Consider the following 17,687-nt stretch of genomic DNA (forward strand, 5'->3'; position numbering starts at 1 on the left):
AAACAGAAGCTTGACGTTGGTTTGCACGGATTTTTTGCTTAATATGATATTTAATTTGACGGCGTTTCCTGTACTTGTTACAATTAAATTTATAATATCTAATCTGTATGGGAGAAGCTAATGGATTATACTGCGATTATTTTGACAATAGGTATTATTTTTGCAGCGTCGTTTTTTTCTACTGTTTCCGGCTTTGGCTTTGCTTTGGTGGCCATGCCTGTGCTTACTTTGGTGATGTCGGTTAAAGCGGCGGTTATTTTTGTGTTGCTGTTGAATTTGGTTCTGCGGGCAATTACTATGTACAGGGTGCGTGAAGGCTATGATAAAGCAACGGTTATCCTGACGACCTTGGGAAGTGTTGTTGGTATGCTTCCCGGAAGCTGGGTGCTGAAGGTGCTGCCTGCGGCACAGTTGGAGGTGTTTTTGGGAGCGGTGCTTGTGGTCGCCACGGTTTTGCTTAGCCTGCAGTTTACGCTGCCGATTAAAAATAAACCCTGCGGACGTTTTGCTGCAGGAATTTTGAGCGGTTTTTTCGGCGCATCTACCAGTGTCAGCGGACCGCCGCTGGTTTTGTATTTTATTAACGAAAAGTTGCCGAAGGATGTTATGCGGGCTAACATGATCTGGTTCTTTGGATTAAGCGGCTTTTTGACGGTGTTGGTGAATTATTTTTACGGTAATGTCAGCGGTACCATTGATTGGAGTTGGTTGCTGTACACTATACCGGTGATGCTTTTGGCTATCTGGTTGGGAGAAAAATTTTTCTATCGCCTGAATCAGCATCTGTTCCGTAAGCTGGCATTGGCGGTGGTGCTTGTAGGAGCGCTGATGCTGCTGTGGAGCGGGTGGCAGAATTTATAAGTAAACTTTAAAATATTGCTGTCTTATAAATCAGCAGTAAAATTTTGTGTTAATGCTTTAAAAATAGCACTATTACTGTAACCTAGTTTACAATAATAGTGCGATAAGATAAAAAATAAATAAAATTTAGCTTTTTCCTTGACGTTTGCGGAGCAGGAGGAGTAAAATAATCTCAATCGCTGATTATGGCGATAAATTTTGAAGCATAAGGAAATGCTGAAGTTGTTGCAGGTGAAAATGATGGAATCTAAAATGATGAACACTGCAATTGAATATGGTTTTTATTACGCACCGGTATTTAACTATTATTTTAGCACCGGTTATTTTGCATGGGAAAAATCATATAGCAGTAATCATCGTATTGGAGACTATAAATAGTATTTGCGAGCGCAGTGCTTGCAATTAAGATTTGACTTTTACAGCAGGCTCTTTTACGGGAGCCTGCTTTTTTTGTAGCATGGTAGCTTATAGCAGTATGGTAAATTAAATGACAAGGGCGTCAGAACAAAGGGGAGACAATTTATGGTAATAGTATTCAAGCCGGGAGCGCCGGAGGAAAATAAAGCGAAAATGCGCAGCAATTTGGAAAGCAAGGGCTTCCAAATTAACGAAATTAATGGTGTCAACATGACCATTTTCGGTATCATCGGCGATACGAGCACACTTGATATCAATATGCTGCGTATTGATGATGCGGTAGACAAGGTAATGCGTGTGCAGGAGCCGTTCAAGCGAGCTAACCGCATGTTCCATCCGCAGGATTCCGTGATTAATGTCGGCGGTGTTGAAATCGGTGGACGCAAGATTCAGGTTATCGCAGGTCCGTGCTCCGTAGAAACGCAGGAGCAGGTTACGGACATTGCCAAGTCCATTAAGCTTGGCGGCGCCTCAATGCTTCGCGGTGGCGCCTTCAAGCCCCGCACATCGCCGTATTCCTTCCAAGGCTTGAAGGAGGTTGGCCTGGAATATTTAAAAGGTGCAAAAAAAGAAACAGGCCTGCCGATTGTAACAGAAATCATGTCACCGTATATGATTGAGCGTTTTGTAGAAGATGTAGATTTGATTCAGGTCGGCGCCCGCAACATGCAGAACTTTGAACTGCTGAAGGAATTGGGCAAAACCAATAAACCGATTCTTTTGAAACGTGGTTTGGCAGCAACAATTGAGGAATGGCTGATGGCAGCGGAATATATCATGAGCGAGGGCAACGAGAACGTTATCCTTTGCGAACGCGGTATCCGCACTTTTGAAACATATACGCGCAATACATTGGATGTAAGCGCAATCCCCGCTGTGAAAAAGCTCAGCCATCTGCCGGTAGTAGTTGACCCGAGTCATGCGGCAGGCCTGTGGTGGATGGTAGAGCCTTTGGCAAAGGCTGCGGTTGCAGTAGGTGCCGACGGACTGTTGACTGAAGTACACAACAATCCGGAAGCAGCGCTTTGCGACGGCGCACAGTCCTTAAGACCTGAACGCTTCGCCAGATTGATGGGCGAGCTGAAGGGTATTGCCAGAATTGTTGGCAGAGATATGTAAGTCAAGGCATTATCCCTTAGCAATATAAAAAAGCGTAAGGGTTTGTAATAACTCCTGATCTGGGAGTAGTATTGTAGCATTGTAGATTAGATTAAAGGAGAGATTTTATCATGATTATCGTATTCAAACAAAATGCAACTGTTGAGGAAAAAACTAAGCTGAAAAACCAATTAGAAAGCAAGGGCTTTCAGATTCATGCCAGTGATGGCGTAAATGCTTCACTGTTTGGTGTTGTTGGTGATACCAGCGCTTTGGATATCAACCTTTTACGTGTTGTTGAGGGTGTAGAAAAGGTAATGCGTGTGCAGGAGCCTTTCAAACGTGCGAACCGCATGTTCCATCCCGAGGACAGCATTATTGATGTTGCAGGCAGAAAATTCGGCGGCAAAAAGCTGCAGGTTATCGCAGGCCCCTGTTCCGTAGAAACCCAGGAGCAGGTTACGGAAATTGCCAAGGATGTTAAGGCTGCAGGCGCTACGCTGATGCGTGGCGGTGCCTTCAAGCCTCGTACTTCTCCGTACTCCTTCCAGGGCTTAAAGGAAAAAGGTCTGGATTTCCTGAAAAATGCCAGGGCTGCAACCGGCCTGCCGATTGTTACGGAAATCATGTCACCTTACATGGTGGAACGCTTTGTTGAAGACGTTGACCTGATTCAGGTCGGCGCCCGCAATATGCAGAACTTCGATCTGCTTAAGGAATTGGGCAAAACCAATAAGCCTATTCTGTTGAAGCGTGGTCTGGCGGCAACGATTGAGGAATGGCTGATGGCAGCGGAATACATTATGAGCGAAGGCAACGAAAATGTTATCCTTTGCGAACGCGGTATCCGTACCTTTGAAACCTATACTCGCAACACGCTTGATGTAAGTGCTATTCCTGCAGTAAAAAGACTCAGCCATCTGCCGGTAGTAGTTGACCCAAGTCATGCAGCAGGCATGTGGTGGATGGTAGAGCCTTTGGCTAAGGCAGCAGTTGCAGTCGGCGCAGACGGCCTTTTGATTGAAGTACATAATGATCCGGAAGCAGCATGGTGTGATGGTGCCCAATCCTTGAAACCGGACCGTTTTGCTAAGCTGATGGGTGACCTCAGAGGCATTGCGAACATTGTCGGCAGAGAGTTATAATAGTAATATGGCAGATTAGGAGTGATTTTTTTGGAAGCTGATTTTGGTGGCGAAAATAGAAGTACAAGGTGGCAGGAGCTCAGCTTTGCTATCGTTGGCTTGGGGCTAATTGGCGGCTCCTATGCCAAAGCATTGCGTAAACTGGGCGTTAAGCAGATTATCGGTATAGAGCGAGATGCAGCAACATTGCAGGAAGCAAAGCAGCAGGGATTGGTTGATATTGGCATGACTGAGCCTGATAACCGACTTAAGGAGGCCAACGTAATCATCTGCGCTATTTATCCTGAAGCAATCGTGGGCTTTATAGCTGAAAACGTTGATTTCTTTAACGAAAGTGTTTTACTGACTGATGTTGCAGGCATTAAAAACGATATGATCAGCAGAGGCCAGGAACTTTTAAAGGGTGGCATGGAATTTATTTCCGGCCATCCGATGGCCGGACGCCAGGGCAGCGGCTTGGGTATGAGCGATGCGCATATTTTTCAGAATGCGAACTACATCATCGTGCCGGAAAAGCATAACACACAGGCTGCTATCAGCTGGCTGGAGCAATTTGCTTTGGCTCTTGGTTGCAAGCATACGGTGCAGGTAACACCGGCGCAGCATGATGCAACGATTGCCTATACCAGCAATTTGCCGCATGTTACTGCGGTAGCGCTTATGGACAGCGCGTCCTTTGATGATAAGACCAAGTACTTCGTTGCCGGCAGCTTCCGAGATGGCACTCGTGTAGCAGATATCAATCCTGAATTATGGTGCAATTTATTCCTGGCCAACAGGGAAAAGGTTGCGGATGAAATAGACAAATATATGGAGCAGCTGGTGCTGTGGCGCGACGCTCTGCGCAGTGATGACGGCGAAAAGCTGAAGGAGCTGATGCGCAAGGCGGGAGCACGGAGAAGGGAGCTTTTTTAATGAAGAAAATTCATGTTGCATTAGGCGTTCATGCCTATGATATTGAAATAGCCGCCGGCCTGCTGCCGCAGGCCGGCTCTAAGGTTGCAGCGTTGCTGCCGAAGGCGCGCAAGGCTGCAATTATCAGCGATACAAATGTTGCACCGTTATATGCAGCAAAATTACAGGCTAGCCTCGAAGAGGCTGGCCTTGTTGTGCATAAGGTGGTAATTGAAGCCGGCGAGCAAAGCAAGAACATGCAGGTGCTCAGCGATGTATTGGAACAGCTTGCTGCAGCAGGGCTTACGCGCACTGACGTTGTGCTGACGCTTGGCGGCGGTGTTGTCGGTGATTTGGGCGGCTTTGCCGCTGCCAGCTTTATGCGTGGCATTGCCTTTGTGCAGATACCGACATCACTGCTGGCACAGATTGACAGCAGCGTTGGTGGTAAGGTAGCTGTAGATTTAAAGGCCGGAAAAAACCTTGCCGGTGCCTTTTATCAGCCGAAGGCTGTGTTTATTGATACAGACTTACTGGCAACGCTTTCTACCCGCTTTTTGCACGATGGCTTGGCAGAAGCGATTAAATACGGCTGCATTAAGGATGCAGCGCTTTTTGCAAAAATTGCCGGCTATGCTGATGATGCTGCGCTTTTGGCAGATATTGACAGTGTTGTTGCCACCTGCTGTGCAATAAAAGCACGCATTGTAGAGCAGGATGAATTTGATACAGGCCTGCGGATGCTGCTGAATTTCGGTCATACCTTGGGACATGCTGTAGAGCAGCACTTCGGCTACAGCTGCTTTACGCACGGCGAGGGTGTGGCGATTGGCATGTATCAGCTGACTAAGCGCACCGAAGAGCTGGGAATGACAGCCAAAGGCAGCGCCGAGCGTATTAAGAGCGTACTTGAAAAGTATAATTTGCCGTTGACTGCGGGCGTAGAAAAAGCGCAGCTGCTTGATACAATGGCAAGAGATAAGAAAAAGAACGGCAACAGCATTACCCTCATTATTTTGCAGCAGATAGGCGAGGGCGTACTGCAGAAAGTTGATTGGCAGGAAGTGCCAAAGTATTTGGGGTGAGGCTAAATGGAAAAGGTAAAAATTTATCCTGCAAAATTGGCAGGAACGGTGCAGGTGCCGTCATCTAAAAGTATGGGACACAGAGAAATCATTTGTGCAGGTCTTGCAGGCGGCACCAGCATTGTCGATAATATCAGCATGTCTCAGGATATTGAAGCAACGATGCGCGTTCTGCGTGCTATGAATGTGAGCGTGGACGAAATCCCCAGCATGATAGAGGGACGTAAGGCTTTGCAGATTACAGGCACAGGTCATCCGATTGCAGCGGCAGATAATGTTGACTGCGGTGAATCCGGTTCCACCTTACGCTTTTTTATTCCTTTGGGAGCAAATCTTGGCTGTCCGCTGACCTTTATCGGTCACGGCAAGCTGGTATCACGTCCTTTGCAGGCGTATTACGATATTCTTGATAAGCAGTTTGTGCAGTATTTTAATGATAATGGCAATCTGCCGTTGACAGTCAACGGTCATCTGATGCCGGGTAAATTTGAACTGCCGGGAGATGTAAGCAGTCAGTTTGTCAGCGGTCTGCTTTTTGCTTTGCCGTTATTAAAGGGTGATTCCGAAATTATCATTACTTCGCCGTTGGAATCCGCTTCTTATGTAGATATGACGCTGAACTGCCTGGCGAAGTACGGTGTTAAAATAGAAAATGTAGATGGCGCACACCGTCATTATCTCGTACCTGGCAAGCAGCGTTTTAAAGCGCAGGACAGCAAGGTTGAGGGCGACTGGTCGCAGGCAGCCTTTTGGACTGTCGGCGGTGCTTTGGGCGCAGGCATTACGGCAAGCGGTATTGACTTTGCTTCGCTGCAGGGTGATAAGGCTGTGGTAGAAATTATGCAGCGCATGGGTGCTGATATTGCCCAAAATGCCGACAGCGTAACCGTAAACAGCAGTACAACGCAGGCAACGGTAATAGACGCTTCTAACTGTCCCGATATTATTCCTGTGCTTACCGTGCTGGCAGCAGTCAGCGAGGGAACGACGAAGATTATCAACGCTGGACGCCTGCGTATCAAGGAATGCGACAGACTGGCGGCTATGACGAGTGAATTAAACAAAATGGGTGCGGCAATTACGGAAGAACTGGAAGGTCTGACAATTACCGGCAAGCCTGAGGGGCTGCGCGGTGGTGTAGAAGCAGATGCCTGGAACGATCATCGTATTGCTATGAGCCTGGCAATTGCTGCGCAGTGCTGCGCCGAACCGATTACCTTAACCGGTGCAGGCAGTGTAAGCAAGTCTTACCCTGACTTCTGGCAGGATTACCAAAGCGTAGGCGGAAAAATTGAGGTGCTGGCATGAGCGGAATTTTTGGCATGAATATAAAAATGGCGATATACGGCGAATCGCACGGCAAATCCATCGGCGTAGTGCTGGATGGACTGCCGCCGGGACTGTCGCTTGATGAAGCAGCGATTGCTGCCGAAATGGCGCGTCGTGCTCCCGGACAGAATGCGTTGAGCACAGCACGCAAGGAAAGCGATATGGTAGAAATCCAAAGCGGCTTCTTCAATGGATTTACGACAGGTACACCGCTGTGCGCGCGTATCGTCAACAGCGACCAGCATTCTAAGGATTACAGCATTCTCGCCGATAAAATGCGCCCCGGTCATGCGGATTACGCAGGCCATGTACGTTATCAGGGCTTTAACGATTATCGCGGCGGCGGCCATTTTTCCGGTCGTCTGACGGCACCGCTTGTTTTTTCCGGTGCTGTGGCCAAGCAGGCGTTGGCGCAATATGGTATTATTGTCGGGTCGCATATTCTGCAGATTAACGATATCAAAGAAGAGCGCTTCAATCCAATGGGCGTAAGTGATGCAGAATTAGCTGAGCTGAATACGAAAAAGTTTGCTGTTATGGATGACGCTGTCGGCGAAAAAATGCAGGAGCGCATTTTGCAGGCTAAGAGCGAGCTTAACAGCGTAGGCGGTGTAATTGAAGCTATTGCACTGCATTTGCCCGCAGGTATCGGCGCACCGTATTTTGATTCCGTGGAAAGCATGCTGAGCCATGCGCTGTTTTCCGTGCCTGCTGTTAAAGGTGTAGAATTTGGCGATGGATTTGGCTTTGCCAGGCTGACGGGTGCTGAAGCAAATGATGCTTTGCATTACGTTGACGGCAAGGTGAAGGCACTGACGAACCACAACGGCGGCGTTACCGGCGGTATTACCAACGGTATGCCTTTTGTAGTGCGCGTGGCCATTAAGCCGACACCGTCGATTGCGCGCGAGCAGCAGACAGTGAGCCTTAAGGAGCAGGCTGATACAACGCTGGCTATTGTCGGCAGGCATGATCCCTGTATTGTACAGCGTGCTGTGCCTGTTATCGAAGCGGTGGTTGCGTGGACGCTGTGGGATTTACTTTTAGAAGCGAAGAAATGGGAGAAATAAAATGCAGGAGCTTGATTTAGAAAAAATCCGCCAAGAAATAGATAAGGTTGACCAGCAGCTGGCAGACGTATTGGAAAGCCGTTTGCACCTGGTAATGCAGGTGGCTGCCTATAAAAAATCCAAAGGACTGCCTGTTAAGGACAAAAACCGTGAGGCTAAGGTTATTGAAAAGGTTGCAGGCTTTTTGGAGAACAAGGAATATTCCGTGGCTGTGAAAAATATTATGCGCGGTATTATCGATCAGGCCTGTCTGCTGGAAGAAACTGCGCTGTCCGAAGCAAACGACAAAACCTATGAGGTTGCTTGCTTCGGTCCTGCAGGCTCCTTTACGCATCAGGCTTTGGAGGAATATTTTCATGGACGCCGCTACAATCGTCATCACTTCCAGACCTTTGAAGAAGTAATTTCCAGTATCAGCGATGGCACTATGGATTACGCCGTTCTGCCTATTGAAAATTCTTCGACAGGCGGTATTACCGAGGTATATGATTTGCTGCGTCAGTATGACTGCAGTATCGTAGGCGAGCAGTGCGTAAAGATTGAGCAAAATCTGTTAGGCTGTGAGGGCGCTTCATTGAGTACGATTAAAACAGTGTATTCGCATCCGCAGGGCTTGAAGCAGTGCGCTGATTTCTTTCATGACTATCCGGATATAGAGCAGGTTCCTTATTTCAGTACATCCAAGAGTGCGGAGGAGGTTGCTGAAAAGCAGGATGTAAGCTTGGGTGCTATTGCCGGTAAGCAGGCAGCAGAGCTGTATAATTTGAAGGTTATTGCGCCGGCCATCAATAGCAACAGCAACAATTATACCCGCTTTGTTATTATCGCAAAAAAACCGGAAATCGTAGCGAACGCAAATAAGATTACGCTGATTGTTGCCGTGAAGCACGAAACTGGCTCGCTGTATAAGATGCTCGCTAGCTTCTACCATATGGGCTTAAATATGCTGAATCTGGAATCACGTCCGATTGTCGGCAAAACGTGGGAATACTTTTTCTACATCGATGTCACCGGTAATCTGGCGGATCCGTTAGTTATCGATGTGATGGAAGAAATAAAATCGAAGAGCACCTATTGCAAGGTTCTTGGCAATTATCGTGCTTACGAACGAAAGGAATAAACAGATGAAGCATTACGGACTTTTGGGCGGTAAGCTGGGACACAGCCTTTCACCGCAGATTCACGAGCTGTTTTTTAAATATACGGGTATTGAAGGCGATTATACGCTGCTGGAAACACCGCAGGAGGAATTGCCCAAACGTATGGAAGAGCTGCGTGCCAATTATGCAGGCAGCAATGTTACCATTCCGCATAAATTGCATGTTATGCCGCTGTTGGACAGCATTACACGTGAAGCTAAGGCTATCGGCGCTGTAAATACGATTAAATTTGATGAAAACGGTGCCGAAGGCTACAATACCGATTACTTCGGCTTTGGCAGAATGCTGGAATACAATAATATTGATGTGCGCGCTAAGCGTGTTGCGGTGCTGGGTACCGGCGGCGCTGCGCGTGCGGTTGTCAAATATATGGTTGATAAGCGTGTCGGCAAGCTGTATCTTGTTACGCGTGACGTTGCCCATGTTGATAAGGATTTCCTTAAGATTGCGCCCAAGTGCAAGTTTATTGATTATGACGGCTTAGCAGCGCTGACCGGTGATGTGATTGTCAACTGCACGCCTGTGGGTATGTATCCTAAGGTTAACGCTGCACCTGTTACGCCTGAGGAAATCAGCAATTTTGATGCTGCTGTAGATTTGATTTATAATCCTAAGCAGACATTGTTCTTGAAGCAGGCTGCCGAGGCGAAGATGCAGACTGTCAATGGTTTGTTCATGCTTGTGGCGCAGGCTGTGGCTGCTCAGGAAATCTGGCAGGGCGGAAAATACGACAGCGAGCTTATCGTCAAAATCATGCAGGATTTGGAGCAGAATATATGAAAAATATCGTGCTGATTGGTATGCCGGGCTGCGGCAAAAGCACATTTGGCAAGCGCATGGCGAAACGTTTGCAGCTGCCGTTTTATGATGCTGATACTGTCCTCGAAGAGCGTGAGCAGCGTACAATCAAGGCTTTCTTTGCGGAAAGCGAGGATGCGTTCCGCGCAGCGGAAACGCGCACGCTGGCGTATCTGGCGGAATGTGACGGAGCTGTTATCGCTACCGGCGGAGGTGCCGTAAAGCGTGCGGAAAACATGGAGCTGCTAAAGCGCGGCGGTGTTGTGGTCTTTATCGACCGCAAACCGGAAAATATCATCGGATGTATTGCCGGTGATGCGCGTCCGTTGCTTGCTGCCGATAAGCAGAAGCTTTATACTTTATATAACGAGCGTATTGCGCTGTACCGCCGATATGCGGATTATACTATTGATAATAACGGCGATTTCGGCAGAGTTCTGCATGAGCTGCTGAATATTGCCGCTAAGCTGGAGGGATAAAGATGCGTAAAATATTAGTTTTAAATGGTCCTAACATTAATATGCTGGGCATCCGTGAAAAAAATATCTATGGCCGTGATGATTATGACAGCTTGTGTGCTTACATCCGTTCTGCGGCCGACCGCCTTGGCGTAGAGGTGGAGCTGCTGCAGAGCAATTATGAGGGCGATATAGTTACCGCTATTCAGAATGCTTACGGTCATTTTGACGGCATTGTTATCAATCCGGCGGCGTTTACGCATTACAGCGTAGCAATTCTGGACGCATTGAAGGCAGTAAATATTCCTGCGATTGAGGTGCATATCAGCAACATCCATCAGCGTGAGGAGTTCCGCCATCATTCTGTAACGGTGGCAGGCTGCGTCGGACAAATCTGCGGCCTGGGATTTGCGGGCTATGCCTTGGCAATGGAAGCGCTGAGTGTGTATGAAGCAAAATAGTATATAATAATTTTGGTAAACAGTCTCTGAAGCTTTGCTTTCGGGGGCTGTTTTGTTATAATGATTATAGAGTAATATTTGCTGACAGAAGCAATTTTGGCAGTTAAATTTTCACAATAGTAAGATAACATTAAATTCGTTCTTGGAGGTGACATTATGGGTAAACGTGTAGTAATCGTCGGTGGGGTGGCCGCCGGTATGAAAACGGCGGCGCGCTTGCGCAGGCTGGATGCCGAAGCAGAGATTATCGTGCTGGAACGCGGACCGCAACTGAGCTACGGTGCCTGCGGCTTCCCGTATTTTATCAGCGGTGAGGTTAAGAGCATGGACAGCTTTGACCATACACCGCAGGGAGCCTTGCGCGACAGTGATTATTTTGCGGCCGTGAAGGGCATTGATGCCCGATGCGGCTGTAATGTGCAAAAAATGGACAGAGTGCAAAAATGCGTGCATTATATGGAAAAGGGAGAGCTGAAAAAGCTGTCTTATGACGTGCTGGTGTTGGCAACCGGCAGTACGCCGGTGAAGCTTCCCTTGCCTAATGCTGATGCCGCAGGCATTCACAGCTTCTGGTTTCCGTGGGATGTTGAAGCAGTAGATAAGGAAATTGCCGAAGGCGGCGTTAAGGATGTAGTTATCATCGGCGCAGGCTTTATCGGTCTGGAGCTGGCAGAAGCTTTTGTGCGCCGCGGTTTGCATACCAGCGTTTTGGAACAGCAGGACAGACTGCTGCCGCAGCTGCTTGATGAGGATATGGCAGCATTGCTGCTGCGTGATACGAAAAATCCGCTGCTCGATATTTATCTGGAGGAAAGAGCAGGTGCCTTTACCGTAGAAAACGGCAAAGTTAGCGGAGTGCAGACGGATAAACGCGTAATCCCGGCACAGTTGGTTATCGTTGCCGTCGGCGTGCGTCCGAACGTGGAGCTGGCGCGCGAGGCCGGCCTTGTTATAGGTCCGAGCGGCTGTATTGCGGTTAACGAATACCTGCAGACAAGCGATGATGCAATTTATGCCGGAGGTGACTGTGCGGAAAATACTCATCGTGTCAGCGGAGCCAAGGTGTTTGTGCCTATGGGGTCTACAGCCAACAAGCATGGCCGCGTAATTGCGGATAATATCTGCGGAGCGCGGAAGCAATATCCCGGTGTCCTGGGGACTGCCGCCTGTCGCTTCTTTGCGCAGGAAGCCGGGGCAACTGGTTTGAACGAGCGGACTGCGCGGCAGGCCGGTATTGATTTTGCAAGCGCAATTGTACCAGGCTCTGACCGTTTAGGCTATATGCCGGGAGTAGGGCGCATTGTGCTGAAGCTGTTGGCAGAAAAGAGCAGCGGACGCGTATTGGGTGCGCAGGCTGTCGGAGCGAGCGTAGCGAAGCGTATTGATATATTGGCGGCGGCAATTTCTTTAGGTGCAACGCTGGAGAATTTATCCGGACTTGATCTGGCTTATGCTCCACCGTTTAATACGCCGATTGAGAATATCGCAACGGCAGCCAATGTCCTGCAAAATAAACTTGACGGCCAGCTGCGCAGCATTAATCCTGTAGAATTTGAAAAGAACCGCACGCAGGAGGATTATTTATTCGTTGATGTACGCACGCCGGCAGAGGTAGCAGCTAAGCGTATTGCCGACATTCCGTCGAGAGTAAATCTGCCGCTTGATACCTTGCGTACAGCGGATATCAGCAAGATGGATAAAGAGCAGAAAATAGTTACAGCCTGCCAGATTGATTTGCGTGGCTACGAAGCGGAGGTTATTCTGCGCGCACGTGGCTTCCAGGATGTTTACAGCCTGGAGGGAGGTATGAGCGGTTGGCCGTATGCGACGGAAAGCGATAAAGACAAAAAGTAAGCATTTTAATATTGTTATGCAAGGAGGAGAAAAGCATGAGTGAATTTAGTGAAAAAATGGGCATGGCAGCAGGCAACAATTTTAAGAGCGGTTATAACTGCTGCGAAGCGATTGTACAAACCTTCCGTAAGGAGGCAGGCGTGAATATTGATGATAATGCATTCCGTCTGTGCTCCGGATTTGGCGGCGGCATTGGCCATGCGCGCGATTTGTGCGGAGCTATGGCAGGCTGTGTGATGGTCATCAGTACGTTGGCCGGCCGCAATCAGCCGAGCGATAAGCCTTTGGCGGAAATTTATTCGCTGACATTGGAATTTCATGAGCGCTTTGCCAAGGAATTCGGCTCCTGCGCTTGCGGTGATTTGATGCCCTACGAGTTTAATACGCGTGAGCATTTGAAAAATTGTCTGAAGCTGGTGAATAAGGTGGCTCAGCTGCTGGCTGTGTATCTGGAAGAAAAGGAACTGCTGAAGTAATAATGATAATCTAAAAGGGACTGTCGCGTAAGTGGCAGTTCCTTTGTATTTTTCTAGGTGTGAGAATGCGTAAATACGCCAAAAGTAATAATAAAAAATTGCGGAGCGCTTGTTGACGGCAAAAATAATTGGCTATGAAAACAAATTAATTGAAGTTTTTGCCGTCAACATGCTATACTGATATTAGAAATTTATTGAAAAATTTTTGCAGAAATGGAGTAAGAAAAACAGTTATCTGATGGATACCTGCCTTGCTGCGCAGGATAGATATAAGGCATATCTTGATTATTTTAGGATTGAGTATTGAAGCATCTTATATATAGAAAATAATGATAAGAATTATGTGAAAGCGAGGCGATGAGTGTGCTAATGAATACAACTGAGTATCTCTCTATTATCGAAAATATCAAGAGCGAAATCAGGGCTGCACAGTACCGTGCAGCAGTTCATGCGAATGCAGATATGTTGCTCCTTTATCATGATATAGGTTGTGTGATTAATGAACATAAATCATGGGGCAACAAGTTTATTGACAATCTTGCTACTGATATTAGGATTGCCTTTCCAGAAAGTAAGGGATATTCTGTTCGTAATCTAAAATATATGGCAAAATTTGCTGAGATCTATCCAAATCGGGAATTTGTGCAACAGGTTGTTGCACAAATTCCATGGGGTCACAATATAGTTCTTCTGGATAAGGTCGCTGATATGGATGAACGTAAATAGTATATCAAAAAGTCAGCGGAAAACGGCTGGTCTCGAAATGTTCTTGTCCATCAGATTGAAAGCAACTTGTATCAGCGGCAGGTTCTGGCAGATAAAGTTACAAATTTTAATCACCGCTTACCGTCTCCGCAAAGTGAACTTGCAGCGCAGACAATGAAAGACCCATATGTATTTGATTTTATTTCTTTCCGGGAGGATATGCTCGAACGGGATATTGAGCAGGCACTTGTTAGGGATGTCACAAAGCTCCTTCTGGAGCTTGGAACAGGGTTTGCTTTTCTGGGAAACCAGTATCACCTGAACGTAGGCGGCGATGATTTTTACATTGATTTGTTGTTCTATAACCTGAATCTTCGCTGTTATGTAGTTATCGAATTGAAAACTGGTGATTTCAAGCCGGAATATGCTGGTCAGCTAAACTTTTATCTGTCAGCCGTGGACGGCATTTTGAAAAAAGAGCAGGATAATCCGTCCATTGGTTTGCTTCTGTGCAAAAGCAAAAACAATGTGGTTGCAGAATATTCACTCAAGGATATTTCAAAGCCAATTGGTGTAAGCGAATACAAAATAACCAGTAGCCTGCCGGATGATCTGGAAAAGCAACTGCCATCTGTTGAAGATATTCAGAAACGGATTAAATAAGGCTCTAATTAATTCTTAAGTTTTAGAAAGGACACACCAATGCATAAAATTCTCTTTATCTGCCATGGCAACATTTGCCGTTCGCCTATGGCAGAGTTTTTATTGAAGGACATTGTAAAAAAGCGCGGCATTGCCGCTGATTTTGAAATTGCTTCGGCAGCGACAAGCAGGGAAGAAATCGGTAATCCTGTGCATCACGGCACGCGCAATAAGCTGGCGCAGCTTGGCATCAGCGTCGCAGGCAAGCATGCAGTACAGGTGACAAAGCGTGACTACGAATATTATGATTTGCTGCTGGTGATGGACAGCAATAATATCCGTAATTTGCGTAGAGTCATCGGTGAAGATACGCAGGATAAGGTCCATCTGCTTTTGGATTATACCGGTCGCAAGGGCGCAAGCATTGCCGATCCGTGGTATACCGGTGACTTTGAAGTAACCTATAAAGATATCATGGAAGGCCTGGATGGCTTGCTGAAGTATCTGAAATATTAAAACAAACAAATTTCCGTGCAAACCGTTAATAAGTTAACATAATTTACCATAAAAATAGATAGAATTAATCGAAAACGGTATTTTGCTTGTTTGTTTTAGATTGTGGTGCTACAATAAGTGTTACGGTAAAATAATATAGTTTCCAATGAAGAGAGGTTTTTAATCATGAAATTCGCAACACGTATGGAGCGTATGCAAGCTTCTGAAATCCGCGAGCTGTTAAAATTAACTGCTCAGCCTGATATTATTTCCTTTGCCGGCGGTCTGCCTGCACCGGAACTGTTCCCTGTAGAAGAAATTGCCAAGGTTTCTCATGACCTGGTACTGAAGGAAGGTCGCCAGCTGCTGCAATATGCAACTACCGAAGGCCGTCCGTCCCTGCGTGCAAAAATTGCTAAACGCATGGCTGATAAATACCACACCAATGTTGATCCCGATGACATTCTGATTACCACCGGTTCTCAACAATGCCTGGACTTCGCAGGCAAGCTGTTCCTGGATCCCGGCGACGTTGTTCTGTGCGAAAGCCCGTCCTACCTCGGCGCTTTGAACGCATTCAACGCTTACCAACCGAAATTTGTTGAGGTTCCGACCGATAACGGTGGTCTGATTCCGGAAGAACTGGATAAAATTCTGGAAACCACTCCGAACTGCAAATTTATCTATGTAATTCCTGACTTCCAAAACCCGACCGGTCGTACCTGGTCCATGGAACGCCGTCAAAAATTCATGGAAGTTGTTAACAAACACAACCTGCCTGTACTCGAAGATAATCCGTACGGCGAACTGCGCTATGAAGGCACTATCCTGCCGTCCCTGAAATCTATGGATACCAAAGGCTTGGTTATGTTCCTGGGTACCTTCTCCAAAATCTTCTGCCCGGGCCTGCGTCTTGGCTGGATTGCTGCAGAGCACAGCCTGCTGAGCGAGTTTGTTAAAATCAAACAAAGTGCTGACCTGCACACCTCTAACTTTGACCAAGGCGTTGCAGATGCTTACATGGAACAATACGACCTAGATGAGCATGTTAAAGAAATCGTTGCTCTGTACAAACATCGTCGTGATCTGATTCTTGAATCCATGGAGAAATACTTCCCGGCTGGCACCGAATGGACTCATCCGGAAGGTGGTCTGTTCCTGTGGCTGACCTTCCCTGAAGGCGTAAGCGCACGTAAAGTATTCAACAAATGCATCGAGATGAAGGTTGCCGGCGTTATCGGTGATGCCTTCTATCCGAATCAGAAGACTGATCGCAGCATGCGTATCAACTACTCCAACATGCCGGATAACCGCATTGTTGAAGGTATCCAACGTATGGCTAAAGCAATCAAAGAGTGCATGTAATTCTTTCACGGCTTAAGCTGTCTTGTAAATTTTACAGCTGATAAAAATTTAACCCCTGCAGAAAAATTTCTGCAGGGGTATTTTGTATATATGCTGTTTTATGCTTTAGCAGCCTTTAAGGTTCTTTCGAACAGAATGTATAAAACTCCGGCAGCCTCGTCACTGAATTTAAAGATACTGTCGGTACCATCGGTGTGATGGAAGGTTACAAGGTTGATGCCGTCAAAATCAGCACCGCTGAGAACGTTGAGCGGGATATGGAAGGCATTTTTCTTACCAATGTAAACTAAACGTTGGTTAGTAAGGAAGAACACGCCCAGCTCTTCAATAATAGTCATTTCTTCTGTGAATTTGGGATGCTCGATTTTTTCGCCCTTGAAGGCAACGGTTTCGTCAATGCGGAATTTGCGTGTCAGCTCATAGTAGTTGTCTTCGCGTTCTATCATTTTGTTTTGGCAGAGACCGCAGTTGGTATAGGCGTGGCAGATTTCGCCGGGGTTGAGAGGGAAAGCATCCTGCTTGATATCGCCTAAAGGCATATGCTCCGCATTCCACAGGCTGCGGTATTTTTCCAGAGCGCTGACAATGTTATTCTTTAATTCATATGGGATATCCAGAGTTGCGCAGTCGGCACGCAGGGCAGCTTCTTCTTCCGGAGTATAACGCTGTGCGCTGCTGATTTCGTCAAACTTCTGATTGAAGTGAGCCTGAAAAACCTGCTTACGCATGGAAAGACTGTCTTCGTAGTCATAGCCGAATAACTCATTCAATTGTTTGATATCCAGCTTTTCGGTGCCTGCAAGCAAATCACGGCAGCGGACAAAATAAGCAGCTGTTTTTGCTGCCTTATCAGCCTGCTTTGCCAGATGCGGCGGCAGCTCCAAAATTTCAGCTAAATGTGCAAGCTGTGCCCAAAGGCTGTCTTCCTTAGTCTGTACTTCGGTAAAGACAACATCTGCCAGCTTGCGGTAAATGCCGCTGCGTTGGTTGCAATTATCATCATGGAATTTTACGCCCCATTTTTTCAGAGCATGATGCACATCATCGGCACTGACTGCTAAAGCGTCGGGTGCTGCAGCCAACAGATTATTGAGCTCCTTCCAGCCGTTTTCGGTAGGCTTGCTGCCGAATATTTTTGATAAAAAGCCGCATTCTTCTAATTCTTGCATGCTATAAGGTTTCAAATTCTGCACTCTCCTTTACAGGCTTAAAGTCTGCATTTTGATTTTTACGCTGATAAAGTTGCCAGCGGTTTATTTTATCGCTAACAATACGAATTTAATCTAAACAATATTATACGCTAAAAGTGTATCTATTGTCTAGAAAGAAAAAGCTTCGGCATTGCTAGCGTAAAGTTTTTGTAGGAAAAACGGG

Annotated in this window: 16 protein-coding genes and 2 pseudogenes; 17 read left to right on the plus strand and 1 reads right to left on the minus strand. The window is 46.9% G+C overall.

The window, feature by feature from the left end:
• Positions 1-120: 120 nt before the first annotated feature.
• The 17 genes and pseudogenes from HMPREF9443_RS01225 to HMPREF9443_RS01305 all read left to right on the plus strand — a co-directional run bounded on the left by HMPREF9443_RS01225 (position 121) and on the right by HMPREF9443_RS01305 (position 16,313).
• Positions 121-861 carry a sulfite exporter TauE/SafE family protein gene (locus tag HMPREF9443_RS01225; protein ID WP_009144663.1) on the plus strand — a complete coding sequence of 247 codons (741 nt, stop codon included), beginning with the start codon at positions 121-123 and terminating at the stop codon, positions 859-861.
• 522 nt (positions 862-1,383) lie between these two features.
• Positions 1,384-2,397, plus strand: a complete 1,014-nt coding sequence (gene aroF / locus HMPREF9443_RS01235; protein ID WP_009144665.1) for a 3-deoxy-7-phosphoheptulonate synthase — start codon at positions 1,384-1,386, stop codon at positions 2,395-2,397.
• Positions 2,398-2,507: 110 nt separating this feature from the next.
• A complete protein-coding gene (gene aroF / locus HMPREF9443_RS01240) occupies positions 2,508-3,521 on the plus strand; it encodes a 3-deoxy-7-phosphoheptulonate synthase (RefSeq protein ID WP_009144666.1) in 1,014 nt (337 codons plus the stop codon).
• A gap of 30 nt (positions 3,522-3,551) precedes the next feature.
• Positions 3,552-4,436, plus strand: coding sequence for a prephenate dehydrogenase (locus HMPREF9443_RS01245; protein ID WP_040564607.1), 885 nt, complete (start codon positions 3,552-3,554; stop codon positions 4,434-4,436).
• Positions 4,436-5,500 carry a 3-dehydroquinate synthase gene (aroB, locus tag HMPREF9443_RS01250; RefSeq protein ID WP_009144668.1) on the plus strand — a complete coding sequence of 355 codons (1,065 nt, stop codon included), beginning with the start codon at positions 4,436-4,438 and terminating at the stop codon, positions 5,498-5,500. Before HMPREF9443_RS01245 ends, aroB begins: the two co-directional genes overlap by 1 nt.
• 6 nt (positions 5,501-5,506) lie before the next feature.
• Positions 5,507-6,808, plus strand: a complete 1,302-nt coding sequence (gene aroA / locus HMPREF9443_RS01255) for a 3-phosphoshikimate 1-carboxyvinyltransferase (protein WP_009144669.1) — start codon at positions 5,507-5,509, stop codon at positions 6,806-6,808.
• Positions 6,805-7,899, plus strand: a complete 1,095-nt coding sequence (gene aroC / locus HMPREF9443_RS01260) for a chorismate synthase (protein ID WP_009144670.1) — start codon at positions 6,805-6,807, stop codon at positions 7,897-7,899. Before aroA ends, aroC begins: the two co-directional genes overlap by 4 nt.
• A gap of 1 nt (position 7,900) precedes the next feature.
• On the plus strand, positions 7,901-9,019 hold the full coding sequence (gene pheA, locus HMPREF9443_RS01265; RefSeq protein ID WP_009144671.1) for a prephenate dehydratase: 1,119 nt from the start codon (positions 7,901-7,903) through the stop codon (positions 9,017-9,019).
• Between the two features lie 4 nt (positions 9,020-9,023).
• Complete coding sequence (aroE, locus tag HMPREF9443_RS01270) at positions 9,024-9,839, plus strand: shikimate dehydrogenase (RefSeq protein WP_040564609.1); 816 nt, start codon at positions 9,024-9,026, stop codon at positions 9,837-9,839.
• Positions 9,836-10,336, plus strand: a complete 501-nt coding sequence (locus HMPREF9443_RS01275; RefSeq protein ID WP_009144673.1) for a shikimate kinase — start codon at positions 9,836-9,838, stop codon at positions 10,334-10,336. Before aroE ends, HMPREF9443_RS01275 begins: the two co-directional genes overlap by 4 nt.
• Positions 10,337-10,338: 2 nt before the next feature.
• The gene (gene aroQ / locus HMPREF9443_RS01280) at positions 10,339-10,776 is read left to right on the plus strand and encodes a type II 3-dehydroquinate dehydratase (protein ID WP_009144674.1); all 438 of its coding nucleotides are present in this window, start codon (positions 10,339-10,341) and stop codon (positions 10,774-10,776) included.
• 156 nt (positions 10,777-10,932) lie between these two features.
• Positions 10,933-12,630 carry an FAD-dependent oxidoreductase gene (locus HMPREF9443_RS01285; protein WP_009144675.1) on the plus strand — a complete coding sequence of 566 codons (1,698 nt, stop codon included), beginning with the start codon at positions 10,933-10,935 and terminating at the stop codon, positions 12,628-12,630.
• A 35-nt stretch (positions 12,631-12,665) separates the two neighbouring features.
• Complete coding sequence (locus tag HMPREF9443_RS01290; protein ID WP_009144676.1) at positions 12,666-13,106, plus strand: C-GCAxxG-C-C family protein; 441 nt, start codon at positions 12,666-12,668, stop codon at positions 13,104-13,106.
• Between the two features lie 232 nt (positions 13,107-13,338).
• Positions 13,339-13,413 (plus strand): annotated as a pseudogene (locus HMPREF9443_RS11170) (Fic family protein); the annotation flags it as partial.
• Between the two features lie 62 nt (positions 13,414-13,475).
• Positions 13,476-14,474: pseudogene (locus HMPREF9443_RS11175) on the plus strand (PDDEXK nuclease domain-containing protein).
• Between the two features lie 39 nt (positions 14,475-14,513).
• On the plus strand, positions 14,514-14,969 hold the full coding sequence (locus tag HMPREF9443_RS01300) for a low molecular weight protein-tyrosine-phosphatase (RefSeq protein WP_040564612.1): 456 nt from the start codon (positions 14,514-14,516) through the stop codon (positions 14,967-14,969).
• Positions 14,970-15,134: 165 nt separating this feature from the next.
• Positions 15,135-16,313 (plus strand): aminotransferase-like domain-containing protein, encoded by a 1,179-nt coding sequence (locus HMPREF9443_RS01305; RefSeq protein ID WP_009144681.1) that lies wholly within the window; start codon positions 15,135-15,137, stop codon positions 16,311-16,313.
• A 98-nt stretch (positions 16,314-16,411) separates the two neighbouring features.
• Here the strand turns inward: HMPREF9443_RS01305 and HMPREF9443_RS01310 are convergent, their stop codons facing one another.
• A complete protein-coding gene (locus HMPREF9443_RS01310; RefSeq protein ID WP_009144682.1) occupies positions 16,412-17,482 on the minus strand; it encodes a hypothetical protein in 1,071 nt (356 codons plus the stop codon).
• Between the last annotated feature and the right edge of the window lie 205 nt (positions 17,483-17,687).

The sequence above is a fragment of the Phascolarctobacterium succinatutens YIT 12067 genome (assembly GCF_000188175.1).
GTDB classification, from domain to species: Bacteria; Bacillota; Negativicutes; order Acidaminococcales; family Acidaminococcaceae; genus Phascolarctobacterium_A; species Phascolarctobacterium_A succinatutens.

Coding starts and splice junctions, on each gene's coding strand:
- HMPREF9443_RS01225 (WP_009144663.1), top strand. CDS start 121: ATGGATTATACTGCGATTATTTTGACAATAGGTATTATTTTTGCAGCG.
- aroF (WP_009144665.1), top strand. CDS start 1,384: ATGGTAATAGTATTCAAGCCGGGAGCGCCGGAGGAAAATAAAGCGAAA.
- aroF (WP_009144666.1), top strand. CDS start 2,508: ATGATTATCGTATTCAAACAAAATGCAACTGTTGAGGAAAAAACTAAG.
- aroB (WP_009144668.1), top strand. CDS start 4,436: ATGAAGAAAATTCATGTTGCATTAGGCGTTCATGCCTATGATATTGAA.
- aroA (WP_009144669.1), top strand. CDS start 5,507: ATGGAAAAGGTAAAAATTTATCCTGCAAAATTGGCAGGAACGGTGCAG.
- aroC (WP_009144670.1), top strand. CDS start 6,805: ATGAGCGGAATTTTTGGCATGAATATAAAAATGGCGATATACGGCGAA.
- pheA (WP_009144671.1), top strand. CDS start 7,901: ATGCAGGAGCTTGATTTAGAAAAAATCCGCCAAGAAATAGATAAGGTT.
- aroE (WP_040564609.1), top strand. CDS start 9,024: ATGAAGCATTACGGACTTTTGGGCGGTAAGCTGGGACACAGCCTTTCA.
- HMPREF9443_RS01275 (WP_009144673.1), top strand. CDS start 9,836: ATGAAAAATATCGTGCTGATTGGTATGCCGGGCTGCGGCAAAAGCACA.
- aroQ (WP_009144674.1), top strand. CDS start 10,339: ATGCGTAAAATATTAGTTTTAAATGGTCCTAACATTAATATGCTGGGC.
- HMPREF9443_RS01285 (WP_009144675.1), top strand. CDS start 10,933: ATGGGTAAACGTGTAGTAATCGTCGGTGGGGTGGCCGCCGGTATGAAA.
- HMPREF9443_RS01290 (WP_009144676.1), top strand. CDS start 12,666: ATGAGTGAATTTAGTGAAAAAATGGGCATGGCAGCAGGCAACAATTTT.
- HMPREF9443_RS01300 (WP_040564612.1), top strand. CDS start 14,514: ATGCATAAAATTCTCTTTATCTGCCATGGCAACATTTGCCGTTCGCCT.
- HMPREF9443_RS01305 (WP_009144681.1), top strand. CDS start 15,135: ATGAAATTCGCAACACGTATGGAGCGTATGCAAGCTTCTGAAATCCGC.
- HMPREF9443_RS01310 (WP_009144682.1), bottom strand. CDS start 17,482: ATGCAAGAATTAGAAGAATGCGGCTTTTTATCAAAAATATTCGGCAGC.